Origin of the sequence: Arthrobacter burdickii (assembly GCF_030433645.1) — a bacterium.
GTDB lineage: Bacteria > Actinomycetota > Actinomycetes > Actinomycetales > Micrococcaceae > Arthrobacter_D > Arthrobacter_D burdickii.
In genome coordinates, this window is record NZ_JAROCG010000002.1 from 1 (window position 1) to 17,437 (window position 17,437).

Here is a 17,437-nt window from a genome sequence, read left to right on the forward strand (position 1 = left end):
ACACCCACCCACCGGGCCCGCGCTGGCAACGCCCGCACCCGCGTTCTGGCCTTCGAGGGTTCGACTATTGGATCGCTGAGGATCAGGCGCGCTCCGGCTGCGTCGAGTCGCCGGGTTCGCGACGCGCCCCGTCCTCCCTCGCCTTCGACAGCGTGAATATCCCGTAACGCATCGCACCGGTGCGGTACGCCAGGATCAGGCGAGGGAAGATCAGGACGGAGATGCGATTGCGTGAGCCGAAGGCGAGGCGACGGATTTCGCGATCGACGAGCAGGGCCTTCACAAGTCGACGGCCACAGATTGTCCAGGTGCGCGCGACGCGGTGGCTGACATCCTCGTAGTCAGCGATCGCAAAGCCCGCAGCCAGCGCCATCGCCTCGTACTCCTCGCGGGTGCCCATCGAGGGCAGGCGCCCTTCGCGGCAGATCGGCTCGAGCAGGTGGCGAATCTTCCAACGGCCGGCATCGGTCTCGGCAAGCCACGCGCAGACGACCAAGCGTCCGCCGGGCGACAACACGCGATGCGCTTCGGTGAAGAACGTCGGCTTATCGACCATGTGCTCGCTCGATTCGATCGCCCATGCGGCATCGACCGAGGCATCGGGCAGCCCATTGGAGAGCCAGTCGCGGAGATGGATGTCCACGTCGGGTACGGGATGGGCGGCGGCATACTGGGCCTGCTCCGTGGAGAGCGTCATGCCGGTAACGCCGACCGCGCGTGTCGCCGCGAGCTGTCTTGCGGTGGAGCCATAGCCGCAGCCGATGTCGGCGCACGCCTCACCGGGCTTGAGGTGTAGCCGATCGCCGACCGTGTCGACCAGCGCTTCGACGGCGTCGGCAGGAGTCTCGCGGCCCGTCGCCCAAAGCCCGTGATGGACGTGCTCGCCCCACACTCGACGATAGACCGGATCCAGGTCGTCGTAGTGATCCGCGACCGCCACGGCGTTCTGGGAGACATCCGGGACGATCACGCCATCACACTACAACGCTGGTCCAGGCGATCGGAAGGTGTCGGCTCGGCAGCGGTAGTGTCGGATCATGACTGGATTGTTCTCGCATCCTTCCGCCGCACCTGACCTCCCCGGCGAGAGGCCTGACCTACGGGCGGCGGTGTCCGTGCCCACCCCGGCTGATCATGCCTGGGCGGGCCTGACGGAACACCTCCACCTATGGTGGCCCGCCGGGGAGTTGAGCCGTTGGGGAGACGACAGTTTCTTCGACCTGGAGGACAACGCCCTGGTCGAGACCTCCGCGCAGGACGACGAGAACGTATGGGGCGAGGTGATCGGCGGCGACCCGGGGGAGTGGCTCGAACTGAGGTGGAAGCATGCAGGGTCGACTTCGACAACGGTGGTGCGGCTGGAGGTAATGGGCGGGCAGAACGGCACCACGCTGAGACTGACCCATACCGGGTGGACCACGGCCGACCCGCAGGCCACCTACGACTTCTACCAGGAGTTCTGGCCCGAGGCCCTTGCCCGTTATCAGCGCTTCATGGGGGGATCATGATCAGTAACGCAGCTATCGATGAACTGGCAGCAAGCCTGCCGGGACGGGTGTCGACGTCACCGGTCGACCTGACCGACTACTCGCGCGATCAGGGCCCCGTTGTGCAGACGATCCTTCCGAGCGCGGTGATCCGGGCGCAGTCCGTCGAGGACGTACAGGCACTCCTCGGATGGGCAACACGTCATGGCGTGCCCGTCGTCAGCCGAGGTGCTGGGTCCGGTCTTTCGGGCGGCGCTCATGCGACCACGGGCAGCGTGATCCTGTCGTTGGAACTCATGAACAGGATCGTGGAGATCAACCCCGTCGACGAGACCGCCGTCGTCGAACCCGGTGTCATCAACGCCGACCTCAACGCTGCTGTCGCGGAGCACGGACTGATGTACGCCCCGGACCCCGCGAGCTACCGCTGGTCCACGATCGGCGGAAACGTCGCGACGAACGCCGGTGGCCTTCGCTGCGCGAAGTACGGCGTGACGCGTGACTCGGTCCTCGCACTCGACGTCGTGCTCGCGGACGGGACCCTCGTGTCCACCGGGCACCGGACGTTCAAAGGCGTGGCCGGCTACGACCTGACCGCACTGATGACCGGGTCCGAGGGGACGCTCGGCGTCATCGTCGGCATCACGGTGCGCCTTCGCTACCTGCCGCGCGCCGTGCGAACCCTGGCGGCGTTCTTCGACAGTTTCCCGGCGGCCGCCGCGGGTGTGCTCGCCATCGGTCGTGCCCGGGTGCAACCCGCCATCCTCGAGCTGCTCGACGGCAGGACGCTCGAGGCGCTGGACGGAGCCCACGGGTCCGACCTCCGCCAGCGCGGCGGCTCGCTCCTCCTCATCCGGACCGACGGATTCGGAGCTGCGGCCGAAGCGGAAGCGATCCGCGCCGCACTCGTCGGGTTGGGGGCGAGCGTCAGCGACGAGGGATCCGAGGAAGCCGACCGGCTCGTCGATTTGAGGCGGCACAGCCGCGGCGATGAGGTCGACGATCTTTACAGGGTGGGGGAGGACGTCGCCGTACCGAAATCGCAGCTGGTGCGTTATGTCGCGGAGTTGGAGGCCATGGCTTCCCGGCACGACGTCCGCCTGAAAGTCGTCGCGCATGCCGGGGACGGCAATCTCCATCCCACGTTCTGGGTCGACCGCAGTGAAGGCGAGCGGGCACAGGAGCGGCTGGAGGAAGCGCTGGATGAATCGGTCCGGTGTGCACTCGACCTCGGCGGGACGATCACGGGAGAGCATGGCGTGGGCCAGTACAAGCGCCGGTGGCTCCCATGGGAGCAGTCGCCTGAGATCCTGGAGCTGCAGGCGCGCGTCAAGCAGGCCTTCGACCCCCTCGGCATCCTCAATCCCGGCAAGGCGATCGTCTCCTGATTGTTGCCCTCCAGCTCCGGGTAGGTGCACCAGCCCAGTGATAATGTTCAGGAAATTGCCGGAATTCCGTCACTTTTCCACTTCTTCCCTTGGGGGCGCCATGTCTGACAACAATCCGGGATCGCAGGGCAACTCGCCCTACGGTCAGAATCCGCCTCAGTACGGCCAGAATCCGCCTCAGTACGGGCAGAACCAGCCTCAGTACGGTCAGAATCCGCCCCAGTACGGGCAGAACCAGCCCCAGTACGGGCAGAGCCCCTCGCCGTACGGCCAGCAGCCGTACGGCTCAGGCGCGGGGAACTACCCCGGCCAGCAGGGCTATCCGGGCCGGCCCGCGGAGAATCCAGGCAGGACGCTGGGTATCATCGGATTCATCCTGGCCATCCTGATCGCCCCGGTGGGCCTGGTCATCAGCATCGTCGCACTCGTCAAATCCCGGCGGGCCAGGATGGGCAACGGGTTCGCGCTGGCGGGTATCATCATCGGCGCGCTGTTCACGATCGGCCTCATCCTGCTCTTCGCACTCTTCGCTGCAGCCGCCCCGCTCATCCAGGAAGTCGCCACTGCCTGCCAGGGTGTCGAGCCCGGCACGACGGTCACAGTACAGGGCCAGACAGTAACCTGCCCCTAGTCAGGAACACCTGGAAAAGGACCGGCAGCCTCACGGCTGCCGGTCCTTTCCTTTCTGCCCTAGTTGTCGCCGTACTCCGAGTCCTCGTCGATCCCGATGGTCCTGGCGTCGGCCGTCAGCATGATTGCAGCCTCGTCGCGGCGGTGCCGCAGTTCGTCGTCGAGATAGGACTGCACCGCTTCCGCCATGGGCACGTTCCGGTCCTCGCGCTCCGACATGTACCAGCGGTGCTCCAGCACCTCGTGCACGACCTCCGCAGGCTCGAGTTTTCCGCCGAGTTCGCGCGGGACGGCGCGGACGATGGGTTCGAAGACCTCGTTCACCCAGAGGTGGGCACTGAACTCCTCATCGAGGGTGGGGTTGTTGTCCGCGCGGTAGGCGTCCATGTCGTTCAGGAGGCGCCGCGCCTGGTTCTCCTGTGCGTCCAGTCCGGTCAGGCGGAGGAGCCGGCGACTGTGGTGTCCGGCGTCGACGACCTTGGGCTGCAGCTGGATCTGAGTGCCGTTCGCCGCCGTCTTGATCGCGTACTCCTCGACGTCGAATCCGAGCTCGTTGAGCCGGCGGATGCGTGCGCCGACACGCCACCGTTCGCCGAGTTCGAACGACTCCTTCTCGGTGAGTTCAGTCCAGAGCCGGCGGTAGCTGTCCATGATCAGCTCGCTCGTCGCGAGCGGATCGACCTTCTCCTCGATGAGTCCGCCCTCGGCGAGGTCCATCAGCTCGCCGGCGATGTTCACGCGGGCGATCTCGAGGTCGTATTCCCGCTGCCCGGTCGACAGCTCCGGGTACAGCTCGCCGGTCTCGGCATCGACGAGATAGGCGGCGAAGGACCCTGCGTCACGGCGGAACAGGGTGTTCGACAGGGAGACATCGCCCCAGTAGAAGCCGATGAGGTGGAGGCGGACAAGGAGCAGTGCCTGGGCGTCGATGAGCCGGGTCAGGGTGTCGCGCCGGAGCGTCTGCGAGAACAGGGCCCGGTAGGGAAGCGAGAACTTGAGGTGCCGCGTGACCAGGACAGGATCGAGCTCCTCGCCTTCGGGAGTAGTGCGGCCGGAGATCACGGCGACGGGCTCGACGCAGGGCACGTCCAGCCGCTGGAGTTTCCGGAGCATGTGGTACTCGTGGCGGGCGATATGCTCGCTGGTCTCCTTGACCGCGATGACGGATCCGCCGAGGTGGGCGAAGCGCACGATGTGCCGGGAGATGCCGCGGGGAAGTGCCGCGAGGGCGCTGGCGGGCCACTGCTCGAGCGCGATGTGCCAGGGGAGATCGAGCAGCTCGGGGTCGGTCGCCGCCGCGGTGATGTTCAGGGACCCGAGACTCGGGGCCTCCGAGGAAGCGGGCCGCAGTCTCGGCAGCTTGCCCGTCTGGTCGTAGTCGGTGGGCTCGTCATGCCACTGGGCGTTCGAGGTCTCTGTCATGGTGCTGCCTTCGTATCAGGGCGAAAAATGGATCCTGGATCAAGCGTAGTTGCCGTTAAACGAAGCGGTGGCGTCCGCCGGACACCCAAGGGATGTCCGGCGGAGCCACCGCCGTCGTCGTACGTGGTCTGCGGAAAAGCTAGACCGTCTCCGCCAAACGGAGGCCGCTCGTGGTGTCGAACAGGTGCACGTGGCCCTGCTCGGGACGGACGTAGACGCTGTCGCCCTTCATCGGCGGGCGGCGGCCGTCGACACGGACCACCATGTCGTGGTTCTTGCCGTCGAGCGTGGTGTGTCCGTAGATGTAGGCGTCGGCACCGAGTTCCTCGACGACATCGACCTCGACCTGCAGGCCTTCGCCGCTGCTGCTGAGGACGAGGTCCTCGGGCCGGACGCCCAGGGTGACCGTGTTGCCGGCGGCCGCATCCAGCACGTTGCGCGGAACCGGGTAGATGATGCCGCCGAAGAGGACGCCGCCGTCGGTGACGGGCAGTTCCAGGAGGTTCATCGCGGGGGAGCCGATGAAGCCTGCGACGAAGACGTTCTTCGGGCGCTCGTAGAGGTTGCGCGGAGTGTCGACCTGCTGCAGGATGCCGTCCTTCAGGACTGCGACGCGATCACCCATGGTCATGGCCTCGACCTGGTCGTGCGTCACGTAGACCGTGGTGACGCCGAGGCGCCGGGTCAGCGAGGCGATCTGGGTGCGGGTCTGCACACGGAGCTTGGCATCCAGGTTCGAGAGAGGCTCATCCATGAGGAAGACCTGCGGGTTACGCACGATCGCGCGGCCCATTGCGACGCGCTGGCGCTGGCCACCGGAGAGGGCCTTCGGCTTGCGGTCCAGGTAGTCCTCGAGGTCGAGGAGCTTCGCAGCCTCGCGGACGCGCTCGGCACGCTCTTCCTTGGAGACGCCGGCGATCTTGAGCGCGAAGCCCATGTTGTCGGCGACCGACATGTGCGGGTAGAGCGCGTAGTTCTGGAAGACCATCGCGATGTCGCGATCCTTCGGGGGGACATCCGTGACGTCACGGTCGCCGATGAGGATGCGTCCTGAGTTGACGTCTTCGAGGCCTGCGAGCATCCGCAGGGAGGTGGACTTTCCGCAACCGGAGGGTCCAACGAGGACGAGGAATTCGCCGTCGGCGATGTCGATGTTCAGCTTGTCGACAGCGGGCTTCTCGGTGCCCGGGTACAGGCGCGTGGCCTGGTCAAACGTTACCGTTGCCATGGTTTTGGTTCCTTTTCACGGGCAGGTACGTGCCCGACGATCCGTAGTGAATGGAAGAGTATTCAGTTGTGTAGCGTGCCCAGCCAGCAGTACCGGTGGCCTTGGTCACGCCCCCGTAGTATGACACGTTCCCTAGCTGCGCGCACCTGATGACCGTAACGCCACGAGTTCCTGGAGGACCTCCGTTAAGTCTTCCGGTGTCGCGACGGTGAAGGAGGCAGCAGTGTCACCGGGGCCGATCCGGATGCCGACGTCGTCCGGACCGAGTGTCCGCTGGGCGTGTTCGTCCGTGACGTCGTCGCCTGCGAAGAGGACCGCCGTCGCCCCCGCTGCCTCCCTGAGCAGCGCGAGCCCCTGTCCCTTGTCCGCCGTGATCACCGAGATCTCCAGGACGCGTTTGCCGTCGGTCACGCTGAGACCCTCAAACCGCGCGAGTTCCGCCCGGGCTGCGGAGACGGCGGAGTCTGCGACGTCGTCGGCCGCTGTCCTCGTGTGGAGGACGACGCCCGCCGGCTTGAACTCGATGCGTGTCCCCTCGTGAGCGGCGACAACCTGTTCGATGACGTCGACCGCCCGAGCCAGGAGGTCCTCCTGCTCCGGTGTCAGCGCGAGGGGCGCGCCGTCGGGCCCGGTCCAGGTCTCGGCACCATGGCTCCCGATCAGCATGGTGTCCGCCGGCGGCTCCGCGACGGTCCGCAGGCTGGCGAGGGCGCGTCCGGAGATCAGCGCCGTCGTCGTATCGGGAAGACCGGCCAGGGCACGGACGGCCTCTGCGGACGCCGGAAGTGCCCGCGCATCCTCGGCCCGCGGTACCAGCGGGGCGAGCGTTCCGTCGAAATCGAGCGCGACCAGCAGGCGCGGTGTCGCGGCAAGGGTGCGCAGGGCCTCGTGGAGGTCCGCCTCAAGCACCATGGCCGGGGCCTCCGGAGTGGAGGGCGTCGAGGAATGCCTGCGACCAGCGCTCGACGTCGTTGTGGACGACCTGGCGGCGCATGAGCCGCATCCGCCGCATGGCCTCCGTCTTCGGCATGGTGATCGCCGAGACGATCGCGCTCTTCAGGCCGTCGATGTCGTGCGGGTTGACGAGGATCGCCTGGCGAAGGGTGTCCGCCGCGCCCGCGAACTCGCTGAGGACGAGCATGCCCGTATTGCCGATACGGGCCGCCACGTATTCCTTGGCGACGAGGTTCATGCCGTCGCGCAGCGCCGTGACGAGCATGACGTCGGCGGCCAGGTACAGCGCCACCATCTCCTCGACCGGGTAGCTGTGGTGCAGGTAGCGGATGGCCGTGTTCTTCATGGTGTCGTGCGTGCCGTTGATGCGGCCGACCGCACCCTCGATGTCCTCGCGCAGGATCCGGTACTGCTCCACGCGCTCGCGGCTCGGGCTGGCGACTTGGATGAGGGCGGCGTCCTCCACGGTGATGGCGCCGTCCTCGAGCAGTTCACCGTAGGCCTTGAGCCGATGGCCGATGCCCTTCGTGTAGTCGAGGCGGTCCACGCCGAGCAGGATGTGCTGGGGGTCGCCCAGCTCGCGCCGGATCTCCTTCGATCGCTCGATGACGTCCGGTCGCTGCGCCAGCTCCGTGATCGATGCCGTGTCGATGGAGATGGGGAACGCCTCGGCGCGTGAGACGTAGGCGGGAGTGCCGTCGTCGTCCTCGGGGATCTGCACCTGCTGGGCCTTGATGGTGTAGCCCTTGAAGCGGCGCACGCAGCGGAGGAAGTTGCTGGCGTCACTCGGGCGCTGGAACCCGATGAGGTCGGCGCCGAGGAGTCCCTCGATGACCTGCCGGCGCCACGGGAGTTGTGCGTAGATCTCCAACGGCGGGAACGGGATGTGGTTGAAGAACCCGATCTTCAGGTCGGGGCGGGCCTGCCGCAGCATCCGGGGCACGAGTTGCAGCTGGTAGTCCTGCACCCAGACCGTGGCGCCCTCTGCAGCCACGGACGCCGTAGCCTCCGCGAAGCGCTCGTTGACCTTCCGATAGGAGTCCCACCAGGTGCGGTGGAACTCCGGTGATGCGATCACGTCGTGGTAGAGCGGCCACAGCGTGGCGTTGGAGAAGCCCTCGTAGTACAGCTCCACCTCCTCCTCGCTGAGCGGCACGGGGACCAGGCGCATGTTCGCCTCGTCGAAGGGCTCGAGCGTCTCGTCGGGGGCGCCATGCCAGCCGACCCAGGCGCCGTCGGCCTTCGCCATGACCGGCGCGAGTGCGGTGACGAGGCCGCCGGGCGATCGCCGCCAGGAGCTTGCGCCGTGTTCGTCGACGACACGGTCCACAGCGAGCCGGTTGGAGACGACGATGAAGTCGAAATCCCCGAACTGGCCGTCCGCCGGGAAGGTGGGTTTGACGCCGGTTGTGGTCGAAGGTTGTGCTGCGCTCAAAACGGGCTCCATGGCAGTAGGTGGTCTCTGACCTGACTCTATCGGTTCGCGCCTCCGCGGGTCCGGCGTTCCTGCACTCGGAGGCAGGGCTCCATCCCCATCGCGTCCGGGCGGACACGGTGGCCCGGAGCCTGCACGTGGGTGGAGGACGGGGGCGCCCGACGCGGGATCGGACTCCCGGTTGCCGGCCGTACGGGAGACGGCGTGCCTGATTTCCCGCGCTGCCGGGGCTGGGCTACCCTTATTGAGCGTTCAGCGTCGATTCCTGCTGCCTTCTGGGGCGGCGGGGGACGACGGCGCCCGCTGGCCCGGCCAGCACGCCTCCTTAGCTCAGTTGGCCAGAGCACCGCTCTTGTAAAGCGGGGGTCGTCGGTTCGAATCCGACAGGGGGCTCCACGAACCCCTCCCGACCGGTGAATACCTGTCAGGAGGGGTTTTTCATGTCCCCCAGTCCTCGCTTTCTGCAGCGCGCTGACGGCGGGAGTCTGCGGGGATTCGGAGACTGAGGTTGCTCCTGGTCCCGTCCGGAACCGGAACCCACAGATACCCTTTATCCGATCGGGTAGTGCACGTGCGGTCAGAATCATTGACAGCCCGAAACCTGCGGACGTAGGTTGCGCGTTGTACGCCCGGACTGAACGGTTATCCCGTTCCCTCATCAGGCCCGTCGCCGCCACGGCATCCACCGCATACTCGAGCAGGACGTGCGCCATCCGCCCTCCTGCCACGCTCAGGAGCCCCGTCATGAGTATTACGAAAGCACTGTCCCTCCCGATGCTGGTCGCCTTCTCCCTCGCTGCGGGAGCCGTACCAGCCAGCGCGGCGCCGGAGGACTCGGAACCCTCCCGCGGTGGCACCCACGGGTTCGTTCCGGTCCCCGAGGAGTTTTACGAGCCCGAGTCCTACGATGTGGAGGCCTGCGGAAGTACCGTCACCATCGCCTCCGGAGATGTCCGGGAGGTCCAGTACAGGGTACGGGTGAACAAGGACGGCTCGACGGTGGTGCGCTTCCGCGGCGAGTCGACGGTCGATCTGACCCGCAAATCGGACGGCGCCTTCATCGACGAGCTCGATGTCTCCGGCCCCTTCACCCAGCGCTCTTCGGCCGACGGGCAGAATGCTGAGCTCACTTTCAGGGGCGCCTCGATCATCGATCCGACGGACCCGACAAGTGCCGCGGGCTTTGCCGCAGCAGGTCTGCCGTACCTCTTCTTCTTCGAACACGGCAAGCTGACCGTTCAGGTGGAATTCTCCGATGATCCGACCGTCATGGAACCGGACTCGGTCGAGGTGGTGCACTCGCCCCGACACGTGGTCGACGTGTGCGACATGCTCGATGAGGCCCGGTAGTTGAAGCGTCCGGACTCGGGCACTCCCAGCAGAAGCTCGAGCTGGATCGGTGAGGCGTCGGTCAGGAGCTCTGCATCGTCTTCGTCTCGCCTGACCGCCACGACGACGACGGTTTAATCGGTGTTCCGGAAGGCTTTCTTCACCTTCTGCGCCCCCATGCGGCACCCGCGACCTCTCGGTCCTTAAGGAGCGCCTGGGGGCGAAGTACACCGAGGTGAACCAGCCCCGATCGCTCGGCGCGACGAGCAGGCGGAAGCCCGGTTCTCAGTCGTCTTCTCCGTACAGGCGCCGGTAGCCCTTTGCCGGAGCCGAATCCCGGATCGGCCGGACGGATCTGGTGGAGTGTCGTCGGTTCGCCGCTTCCTGCCGGCGGTGGAGGCCCGCGAGTTCGCGCTCCATCGTGCGGTAACTCTGCCAGCGCCGCTCCGTCAGGGCTCCGGTCTCGATGGCCGACCGGACCGCGCAGCCGGGCTCGCGGTCATGGGCGCAGTTCCTGAAACGGCAGCCGGGGAAGAGCTCCTCGATGTCCGTGAAGACGTCCGTCAGTCCGTCCTCGGCGTCCCACAGCGCGAAGCCACGCAACCCTGGTGTGTCCATGACGACGGCGCCGTCTCCCAGCGGGACCAGTTCGCGGGCCGTCGTCGTATGCCGGCCCTTTCCGTCACCCGCCCGGACCGCGCCCGTTCCCTGGCGGGAACTGCCGGTGAGGGCGTTGATCAGGCTCGACTTGCCCGCGCCCGAGGGCCCGAGCAGCGCCATCGTCTGCCCGGGGCCGATTCGCCCCCGGAGTTCGTCGAGCCCGTCGGACGCTTCGGCGGAGGTGGTGACCACCTCGACGCCTCGAGCCCGGTCGATCGTCTCGGCGACGACGTCATCGAAGCGCGTACTCAGGTCGGCCTTCGTCAGGATCACGACCGGAAGGGCGCCCGAGTCATGGGCCGCCACGAGGGTGCGTTCGAGTCGATTGGTGGACAGGGGCCGGTCCAGGGGCACGACGACGCCCACGAGGTCCAGGTTGGCGCCGAGCAGCTGCGCCTCGGACAGCGGGTCGTGCGCCCGCTTGCGCCTGAGCAGGGAGAAGCGGGGCAGGAGACCGAGGACGGTGTCACCGCCGGTGGCCGGGTTTCCGCCCGTGATGGCGACCCAGTCGCCCGTCACGAGCGCGCTGCCACTGTCGAGGCGGTCACTGTCGAGGCGGTCACTGTCGAGGCGGTCACTGTCGAGGTGGAACAGGCCGTCCTGCGATGCGAGCAGGACGCGTCCGCGGTCCGTGCGGATCACCCGCGCAGGCCGCGCACCCGACGGGGGCGGGAAGTGGGCGGTGAAGAGAGCGTCGATGGTGTCGGTGAAGCCGTACTGCGTGAGGGTGTTCACTGGGGATCCTCTGCGGAAGCCTCCCGCAGGGCACGGCTAACGCGTGGATGCAGGGGAGGCGGGATTCATGGGGGCGTGTGCGGCGCAGAGCGCGGCGACGATGACCTTCTTCATGACTCCACCTCCTCGTGAACCTTCCGTCCGGCCCGACCGGCCGGTGGACTCCCATGGTACCCACGGCGCAGGCGGTGCGAACAGCCTCCTGCGCAAAGATGCCTGGCCCCTAGTGCCTCCCCTGGGGGAGGACGATGGCCTTCCTCGGGAGCCCGATGACCTGCACGAGTCCGGCGATGCAGCCGATGATGACGACGGAGAGCAGGGCGAGCAGCGGGAAGTTCGGTCCCCTGCGCGTCTCGGTGCGTTCGAGGGCCACGGCCTCCGGGCTGGCTGATGCTGACGCTGCCGCTGACGCGGGGGCGTGCGTTGTCGCCGCAGCCGACGGCGTCGGCGATGGGGTCGGAGTCCTCGCAGTCTTCGGGGCCTCGGTAGGTTCTTCGATCGGCGCCTCCACGATCTCCGGCAGGACCTCCGGAACCGGCGGCAGGAGGACTTCCGGTACGGCCTGCTCCACGGGCTGTACCGGCACGGGCTGTACCGGCACGGGAACAGGGGCCGGGAGGATCTGCACCGGTGCGGGGGAGGGCTCCGGGGCGGGGGGTGGAACCGGAACGGGGGCCAGGGTGGGCTCCTCCGTCGGTGCAGGTGCAGGTGCAGGTGTCGTGGCGGGCGGGGAAGCGGGGGCCGTCGTCGGGGCCACCGCGGATGGCACGGGTGCCGGGGTGACACCCGGAGTCGTGGGCTTCGGACTCTGCGTGGTCGTCGTCGTGGCGACCTCGTTCTGGCACTTCTTCGCACCGTCGCCGATGGTGCAGTCCTCGGCCTGGGCGGGCAGCGCGCCGAAGGTGAGGCCGCCGAGCAGAACGATGGCGGCAGCGGACACGGTCCGGTTCAGATGCTTGCTCAAGGGACTCCCGGGGTCTTCGGCAGGCCCTCTGCCTGCGTCGGCCAGTGTACCGCCCGGAACCGCGCAGGCCAGTGGACGAGCGGCAGGCGGGACGATCATGTGCCAGACCTGCGCTGTCCCTGCGCGTCAGCTGCGCTGGTCGGGGCCCTGCGCCTCCACCTGTTCGGCCTGGCGCTGCTCGGTGTCCGCGTCCGACGTCGTCGCCCCGGGTTCCATGCTGTCGAGTTCGCGCCACCCGCCCTTGCGGTACGTCGGTGTTCCCACTGCCAGGACCAGCAGGGTGAGGAACACCGCTGCGAGCATCACGCATACCATGGCCACCGAATCGCCCCCGAGGAGGCCGACGAACGGGCTGACGAGTCCGGCTACGCCCGACTGCAGGGACCCGATGACCGCCGCTGCGGTACCGGCCATGTGCCCGTAGTTGTGCAACGCGAGTACCGAGGCGTTCGCGGCGGTCAGCCCCTGCATCCCGAGGACGAGCCAGAGCCCCACCATGAGCCCCGCGATGCCTCCGAGCCCGGTGAGCACGATCGCGAGGAGGGCGAGCGCGCAGCCCATCTGCACCAGGACCGCGACCCGCAGCACCCGGATGGGTGCCGCGCGACGCACCAGGGCCGCGTTCAGTTGCGCCGAGCCGACGAGGGCGACGCCGTTGAGCGCGAACACCACGGCGAACTGGCCCTGGCTCAGGCCGTACTCGTTCTGGAAGACGAAGGGTGAACCGACGACGTAGCTCATGATGACGGCGAGCCCGAGACCCGGTACCACCGCGAGCGCCATGAAGCGCCGGTCGCGGAGCAGGGACAGGTAGCCGCGCGCGACCTCCCGGGGATTACCGGGGCGGCGCTGTGCCGGTGGAAGCGATTCCGGCATGAAGCGCCAGACGATCAGGACGAGGGCCAGGCCGATGAGCGCGAGAGCGTAGAACACCGCTCTCCACTGCCAGGCCCCGGCGATGGCCTGCCCGACCGTCGGTGCGAAGAGCGGAGCCACCCCGATGACGAGCATCAACCGGGACAGCAGTCTCGCGGCGTCCGACCCCACGAAGCGGTCCCGGATGACGGCGATCGCCACGACCGACGCGGCCGCGTTGAAGAAGCCCTGGCAGACCCGGAGCCAGATCAGCGTGCCGATGTCCGGGGTGAGGGAGCAGAGGATCGAGGTCACGACGTGGAGCGAGATACCGATGAGGAGCGGCAGTCGTCGCCCGAACCGGTCGGAGAACGGACCGATGACCAACTGGCCGACGCCCGCGCCGAGCAGCATTCCGGACATGGTGAACTGCACGGCCGCCTGCGTCGCGTCGAGATCTGCGGCGACAGTCGGCAACGATGGCAGGTACATGTCGGTGGTGACGGCCGGCAGCGCAGCGAGCGCACCGAGCATCAGGATGTACTCGATGCTCGATCGCCGGGCGGTCCTGCCGGCTGTCTTCGCGGTACTCACCCTGAAACCCTAGGCGAATAGTTGACCTAACGAACATATGTGAAGCGCAATGATGCCGTTCCGCGGTAGTGCTGGACAGGGAGACGATCCGCAGTTACCGGGGAGGTAGCCGGTGCAGTTCGGCCTGGAGCGCGCTTCCGTCAATGACCGCCGTCATGTAGGTGCAGAAAGGCTGGCGGCGCCGGTCCGTGGGGGACCCCGGGTTCAGCAGGCGCAGTCCTGTGCCCGTGTCGGTATCCCACGGTATGTGGCTGTGCCCGAACACCAGGACGTCGACGTCGGGATAAAGCGCGGCCATGCGGGCTTCCCTGCCCTGCTTCTGCCCCGTCTCGTGCACCACGGCGAGGCGCACGCCGTCGAACTCGGCCCGGGCGACGAGGGGAAGGCGCGCTCGCAGATCGGCGCCGTCGTTGTTCCCGTAACACGCAAGAAGGTTGTCGGCGCGGGCTTCCAGCTCGTCCAGCAGGGAGACGTCGGTCCAGTCCCCTGCGTGTACGACGACGTCGGACGACTCGACAGCGGCCCACACCTCGGCGGGGAGTTCCTTCGCGCGCTTGGGCAGATGCGTGTCGGCCAGGAGCGTCAGGGTGAGGGGCATGGGGCCATTGTCCGGTGTCCCGGGGTACCCGTGACAAGTCGGGGGGCCTATGCCATGCTGCCATAAGCACGCTTACTAATGGCGTGGTTCCAGGAGGAGGCAGCATGCAGATTGACAAGTCGCAGATCATCGACCTGCTGAAGAGCCAGGGCAAGGACGGCGACGCCGACCAGGCGCAGTCCGAGCTCCCCGACCAGGTGGATCCGGAGCAGCACTCGGACCTCCTTGCCAAGTTCGGCATCAACCCGAAGGACCTGCTGGGCAAGATCCCCGGCCTGGGTGGCTTCGGCGGCTAGGCGGATCCGGCGCGGAAGCGCCGATGAGTGAAGGAGTCAGCAATGGATACGAGTCAAGTGGTGTGGATCGTCGTCGGGATCATCGTCCTCCTGGCGATCATCGCGGTGGTGGCATTCCTGGCCCGGAAGCGGGGCGACGCGCAGCGCAGCCGACAGCAGGAACAGGACCGGCAACGTGCGGCGGAGATGCGCGAGAAGGCCAAGAGCACGGAACTCGAGGCGCGCGAGCGCGAAGCGAAGGCCGCGATGGCCGACGCCGAGGCGCAGCGGGCCGAGGTCGAGGCCGAGCGGCTCCGCCAGCAGGCCCAGGAGCGGCAGACCGACGCGCAGGGACTGCGTGAGAAGGTGACGCACCACGTCCAGGCCGCGGACGAGCTGGACCCCGATGTCACTCCGGACAGGGATCAGCGCGGAGGCCAGTGACCGGGTGTCGTCCGGAACGTGCGAAGGGAGCTCTCCTCGTGGGGGCTCCCTTCGTGCGCGGAGACCGAGGATGAGGCCGGGGCGGCCAGGTCGAGGAGAGGCGGGCAGGATGCATGCAGCAGAGACCGTGGTCATCACGGGTGCGTCGAGTGGAATCGGGCGGGCGACGGCGCGCCTGTTCGCGCAGGACGGTGCGAGGCTCGTCCTCGCCGGCCGGGACGCCGACACGCTCGAGGCCGTTGCGGCGGAATGCCGGGACAGGGGCGCGGCGGTACTGGCCGTGCCCACGGACGTCGGGTCCGAGGACGACGTCGACCGGCTCGCGGACGCGGCCGTCCAGCATTTCGGCAGCATCGATGTCTGGGTCGGCAATGCCTCCCTGTACAGCTTCGGTACCTTCGAGCAGACGCCGTCGGAGGTGTTCGACCGCATCATCGAGGTCAACCTGCTGGGCCAGGTGTACGGAGCGCGTGCTGCCCTGCGGGTCTTCCGGCGGCAGGGCAGGGGAGTGCTGGTGTCCGTGGCCTCGGTGTACTCCCGCATCACCTCGCCCCTGGTGAGTCCCTATGTCACCAGCAAGTTCGGGCTCCTCGGGTTCCTCGAAGTACTCCGCATGGAGACGCGGAATGCGCCGGACATCCATGTCTGCGCGGTCCTTCCGGCGACGATCGACACCCCCATCCACCAGCACGCCGCGAACTACACAGGGCGTCCCGTCCGTCCTCTGCCGCCGGTCGTGGATCCGGTCAGGGTGGCCCGGGCGATCGTCCGGGTCTCTCGGCGGCCCCGCCGACTCGTCCAGGTGGGCCGGGTCCAGTCGATGTTCGTGTACGCGCGGGCATTGGCGCCTGCCGCGTACGAACCGGCGGTGGCCGTCGCCTACCGCGCACTGGCACTGAAGAAGGGATCGTTGCCGCCCGCGCCCGGCAACCTGTTCGAGGCGGACCGGAAAGCCACCGGTGTCACCGGTGGCTGGCGGATCCTGCCCTGGCTACGGCGCACCCCTGGGCGCTGACGGGAAATATCAGAAGGAACACCAGTATCTTCTGCCTCATGCATGTACTCCCGCCACTGTCAATGTGAGCGACACGATAGAACGCGCTGGCGCCACTGTGCAGGGGTCCCTCCATAGTGGAGGTATGGATCAATGGCAGGGCCTCCTGGCACAGTGCGCCCGGGGCATGGGGTTCGACCGCGGTCGGAAGCGGGCAGCGTATGCGCTCGCGGGAGTAGGGATCTTCTGGGCCGTCGGTCTGCTCGGCGGGCTGCGCATCCTGCACACCGCCGCCTCGCCGATGACCATCCTCGTGCTGCTCTACGTCATGCTCGCCATCGTGGCGCTCTCCCTCGTGATCGCGGCCGCCGCCGTCGCCGAGCTGGGGCGGCAGACCGCTGAAAGGCGCCGACGCTAGGACGTCGATCCCAGCGGTCCGCAGGGGCCGTTTGTCTTCAAGTACTTGAAGTTCCTATCGTTGATGGTGTGAGCGCACCGAGCATCCGGAAAACGTACACGATCAAGGAAGCGGCAGCCCTGACGGGACTGCCGGCCAGCACGTTGCGCTATTACGAATCGATCGGCGTGATCACACCGATCCGTCGCGGCGCGAGCAGCAAGCATCGGGTCTACACGACGGAGGACCTGGATCTGTTGACCTGGGTTTCCTGCCTGAGTGCGACGGGAATGTCCGTGAGTGACATGCGCCGCTACATCGGGAACGGGGCACTGGGGGAAGCCGCTGCCCCGGAGCAGATCGAACTACTGAAGGCCCAGCAGGAACAGTTGGCCATCGAAGCGCGGTCGATCGCCCTGCGGAGGCGCTACGTCGCACTGAAGATCGACTATTGGCGGGCCGTCCAGGCAGGCGACGACGCCAGGGCCGCACAGCTGTCGCACGAAGCGCGCTCCCTGGTCGACGACCTCAAGAAGACCAAGAAGCAGTAGACGACACGCGCCCCCGGACCCGACGGTCCGCAGGTCGGGCGCGCCCTCACGAAGGAAGGCACGAACGATGAAATACACCCCGAGCGGCGGCCAGAGCACGGTGGGGCCCGAGGCCTGGTTCACGGGCACCGTCCACATCGATGGCGTGCGCACCCCCGACGAGCAGTCGGCAGTGGGCTGCGCCCACGTGCCGTTCAGCCCGGGCGCCCGCACTGCCTGGCACACCCACCCCAAGGGCCAGACGCTCTACGTCACCGACGGCATCGGCTACGTCGCCCGCCGCGGCGGCGCGGTGCAGGAAATACGCCCGGGCGACGTCGTCTACATCGAACCCCATGAAGAGCACTGGCACGGCGCCACCGCCGGCCGCTTCATGGCTCACATCGCCATCCAGGAAGCGGACGGCCAGGGCCAGGTCGTGACGTGGGGAGAGCATGTCACCGACCGCGAATACGGCCAGCCGGCCGCACCCACCAACTGAACGCCCCTCGAAGGAG

General features: G+C 67.6%; 19 protein-coding genes and 1 tRNA gene. 11 read left to right on the forward strand and 9 right to left on the reverse strand.

What is annotated here, in order from left to right:
- Positions 1 to 82: 82 nt before the first annotated feature.
- Positions 83 to 970 carry a class I SAM-dependent methyltransferase gene (locus P5G52_RS14660; protein WP_301228857.1) on the reverse strand — a complete coding sequence of 296 codons (888 nt, stop codon included), beginning with the start codon at positions 968 to 970 and terminating at the stop codon, positions 83 to 85.
- Positions 971 to 1,037: 67 nt separating this feature from the next.
- Here P5G52_RS14660 and P5G52_RS14665 point away from each other — a divergent pair, with 67 nt between their 5' ends.
- The 3 genes from P5G52_RS14665 (at position 1,038) to P5G52_RS14675 (ending at position 3,506) form a co-directional block, all read left to right on the forward strand.
- Positions 1,038 to 1,508: an SRPBCC family protein gene (locus P5G52_RS14665; protein ID WP_301228859.1), complete on the forward strand. Its 471-nt coding sequence runs from the start codon at positions 1,038 to 1,040 to the stop codon at positions 1,506 to 1,508.
- Positions 1,505 to 2,875, forward strand: a complete 1,371-nt coding sequence (locus P5G52_RS14670) for an FAD-binding oxidoreductase (RefSeq protein WP_301228861.1) — start codon at positions 1,505 to 1,507, stop codon at positions 2,873 to 2,875. The genes P5G52_RS14665 and P5G52_RS14670 overlap by 4 nt, the downstream gene beginning before the upstream one ends.
- Before the next feature lie 100 nt (positions 2,876 to 2,975).
- Positions 2,976 to 3,506, forward strand: a complete 531-nt coding sequence (locus P5G52_RS14675) for a DUF4190 domain-containing protein (protein WP_301228863.1) — start codon at positions 2,976 to 2,978, stop codon at positions 3,504 to 3,506.
- A gap of 59 nt (positions 3,507 to 3,565) precedes the next feature.
- Here the strand turns inward: P5G52_RS14675 and P5G52_RS14680 are convergent, their stop codons facing one another.
- The 4 genes from P5G52_RS14680 to P5G52_RS14695 all read right to left on the reverse strand — a co-directional run bounded on the left by P5G52_RS14680 (position 3,566) and on the right by P5G52_RS14695 (position 8,556).
- Positions 3,566 to 4,927, reverse strand: a complete 1,362-nt coding sequence (locus P5G52_RS14680; protein WP_301228865.1) for a DUF4032 domain-containing protein — start codon at positions 4,925 to 4,927, stop codon at positions 3,566 to 3,568.
- Positions 4,928 to 5,066: 139 nt separating this feature from the next.
- Positions 5,067 to 6,155, reverse strand: coding sequence for an ABC transporter ATP-binding protein (locus P5G52_RS14685; RefSeq protein WP_301228867.1), 1,089 nt, complete (start codon positions 6,153 to 6,155; stop codon positions 5,067 to 5,069).
- 132 nt (positions 6,156 to 6,287) lie between these two features.
- Positions 6,288 to 7,067, reverse strand: coding sequence for a trehalose-phosphatase (gene otsB / locus P5G52_RS14690; RefSeq protein ID WP_301228869.1), 780 nt, complete (start codon positions 7,065 to 7,067; stop codon positions 6,288 to 6,290).
- Positions 7,057 to 8,556, reverse strand: a complete 1,500-nt coding sequence (locus P5G52_RS14695) for an alpha,alpha-trehalose-phosphate synthase (UDP-forming) (protein WP_301228871.1) — start codon at positions 8,554 to 8,556, stop codon at positions 7,057 to 7,059. The genes otsB and P5G52_RS14695 overlap by 11 nt, the downstream gene beginning before the upstream one ends.
- A gap of 307 nt (positions 8,557 to 8,863) precedes the next feature.
- On the opposite strand from P5G52_RS14695, the gene P5G52_RS14700 reads away from it, so the two are divergent.
- Both P5G52_RS14700 and P5G52_RS14705 read left to right on the forward strand, forming a co-directional pair.
- A tRNA-Thr gene (locus tag P5G52_RS14700) sits at positions 8,864 to 8,940 on the forward strand.
- A gap of 348 nt (positions 8,941 to 9,288) precedes the next feature.
- Positions 9,289 to 9,894, forward strand: a complete 606-nt coding sequence (locus tag P5G52_RS14705; RefSeq protein WP_301228873.1) for a hypothetical protein — start codon at positions 9,289 to 9,291, stop codon at positions 9,892 to 9,894.
- Positions 9,895 to 10,158: 264 nt separating this feature from the next.
- On the opposite strand, the gene rsgA is transcribed toward P5G52_RS14705, so the two are convergent.
- The 4 genes from rsgA to P5G52_RS14725 all read right to left on the reverse strand — a co-directional run bounded on the left by rsgA (position 10,159) and on the right by P5G52_RS14725 (position 14,279).
- Positions 10,159 to 11,268 carry a ribosome small subunit-dependent GTPase A gene (gene rsgA / locus P5G52_RS14710; protein ID WP_301228875.1) on the reverse strand — a complete coding sequence of 370 codons (1,110 nt, stop codon included), beginning with the start codon at positions 11,266 to 11,268 and terminating at the stop codon, positions 10,159 to 10,161.
- Between the two features lie 223 nt (positions 11,269 to 11,491).
- Positions 11,492 to 12,232 (reverse strand): hypothetical protein, encoded by a 741-nt coding sequence (locus P5G52_RS14715; protein WP_301228877.1) that lies wholly within the window; start codon positions 12,230 to 12,232, stop codon positions 11,492 to 11,494.
- A 126-nt stretch (positions 12,233 to 12,358) separates the two neighbouring features.
- A complete protein-coding gene (locus tag P5G52_RS14720; RefSeq protein WP_301228879.1) occupies positions 12,359 to 13,681 on the reverse strand; it encodes a multidrug effflux MFS transporter in 1,323 nt (440 codons plus the stop codon).
- A gap of 94 nt (positions 13,682 to 13,775) precedes the next feature.
- The gene (locus tag P5G52_RS14725; RefSeq protein WP_301228881.1) at positions 13,776 to 14,279 is read right to left on the reverse strand and encodes a metallophosphoesterase family protein; all 504 of its coding nucleotides are present in this window, start codon (positions 14,277 to 14,279) and stop codon (positions 13,776 to 13,778) included.
- 104 nt (positions 14,280 to 14,383) lie between these two features.
- Between P5G52_RS14725 and P5G52_RS14730 the strand changes: the two genes are divergently transcribed.
- From P5G52_RS14730 to P5G52_RS14755, 6 genes are all read left to right on the forward strand, one after another.
- Positions 14,384 to 14,575 (forward strand): hypothetical protein, encoded by a 192-nt coding sequence (locus P5G52_RS14730; RefSeq protein WP_087071546.1) that lies wholly within the window; start codon positions 14,384 to 14,386, stop codon positions 14,573 to 14,575.
- 42 nt (positions 14,576 to 14,617) lie between these two features.
- Positions 14,618 to 14,998, forward strand: a complete 381-nt coding sequence (locus tag P5G52_RS14735) for a hypothetical protein (protein WP_301228885.1) — start codon at positions 14,618 to 14,620, stop codon at positions 14,996 to 14,998.
- A gap of 109 nt (positions 14,999 to 15,107) precedes the next feature.
- Positions 15,108 to 16,013, forward strand: a complete 906-nt coding sequence (locus P5G52_RS14740) for an SDR family NAD(P)-dependent oxidoreductase (RefSeq protein ID WP_301228887.1) — start codon at positions 15,108 to 15,110, stop codon at positions 16,011 to 16,013.
- 124 nt (positions 16,014 to 16,137) lie between these two features.
- Positions 16,138 to 16,410, forward strand: coding sequence for a hypothetical protein (locus P5G52_RS14745; protein WP_301228889.1), 273 nt, complete (start codon positions 16,138 to 16,140; stop codon positions 16,408 to 16,410).
- Between the two features lie 68 nt (positions 16,411 to 16,478).
- The gene (locus P5G52_RS14750) at positions 16,479 to 16,940 is read left to right on the forward strand and encodes a MerR family transcriptional regulator (RefSeq protein WP_301228891.1); all 462 of its coding nucleotides are present in this window, start codon (positions 16,479 to 16,481) and stop codon (positions 16,938 to 16,940) included.
- 67 nt (positions 16,941 to 17,007) lie between these two features.
- Complete coding sequence (locus P5G52_RS14755) at positions 17,008 to 17,421, forward strand: (R)-mandelonitrile lyase (RefSeq protein ID WP_301228893.1); 414 nt, start codon at positions 17,008 to 17,010, stop codon at positions 17,419 to 17,421.
- Positions 17,422 to 17,437: the final 16 nt, after the last annotated feature.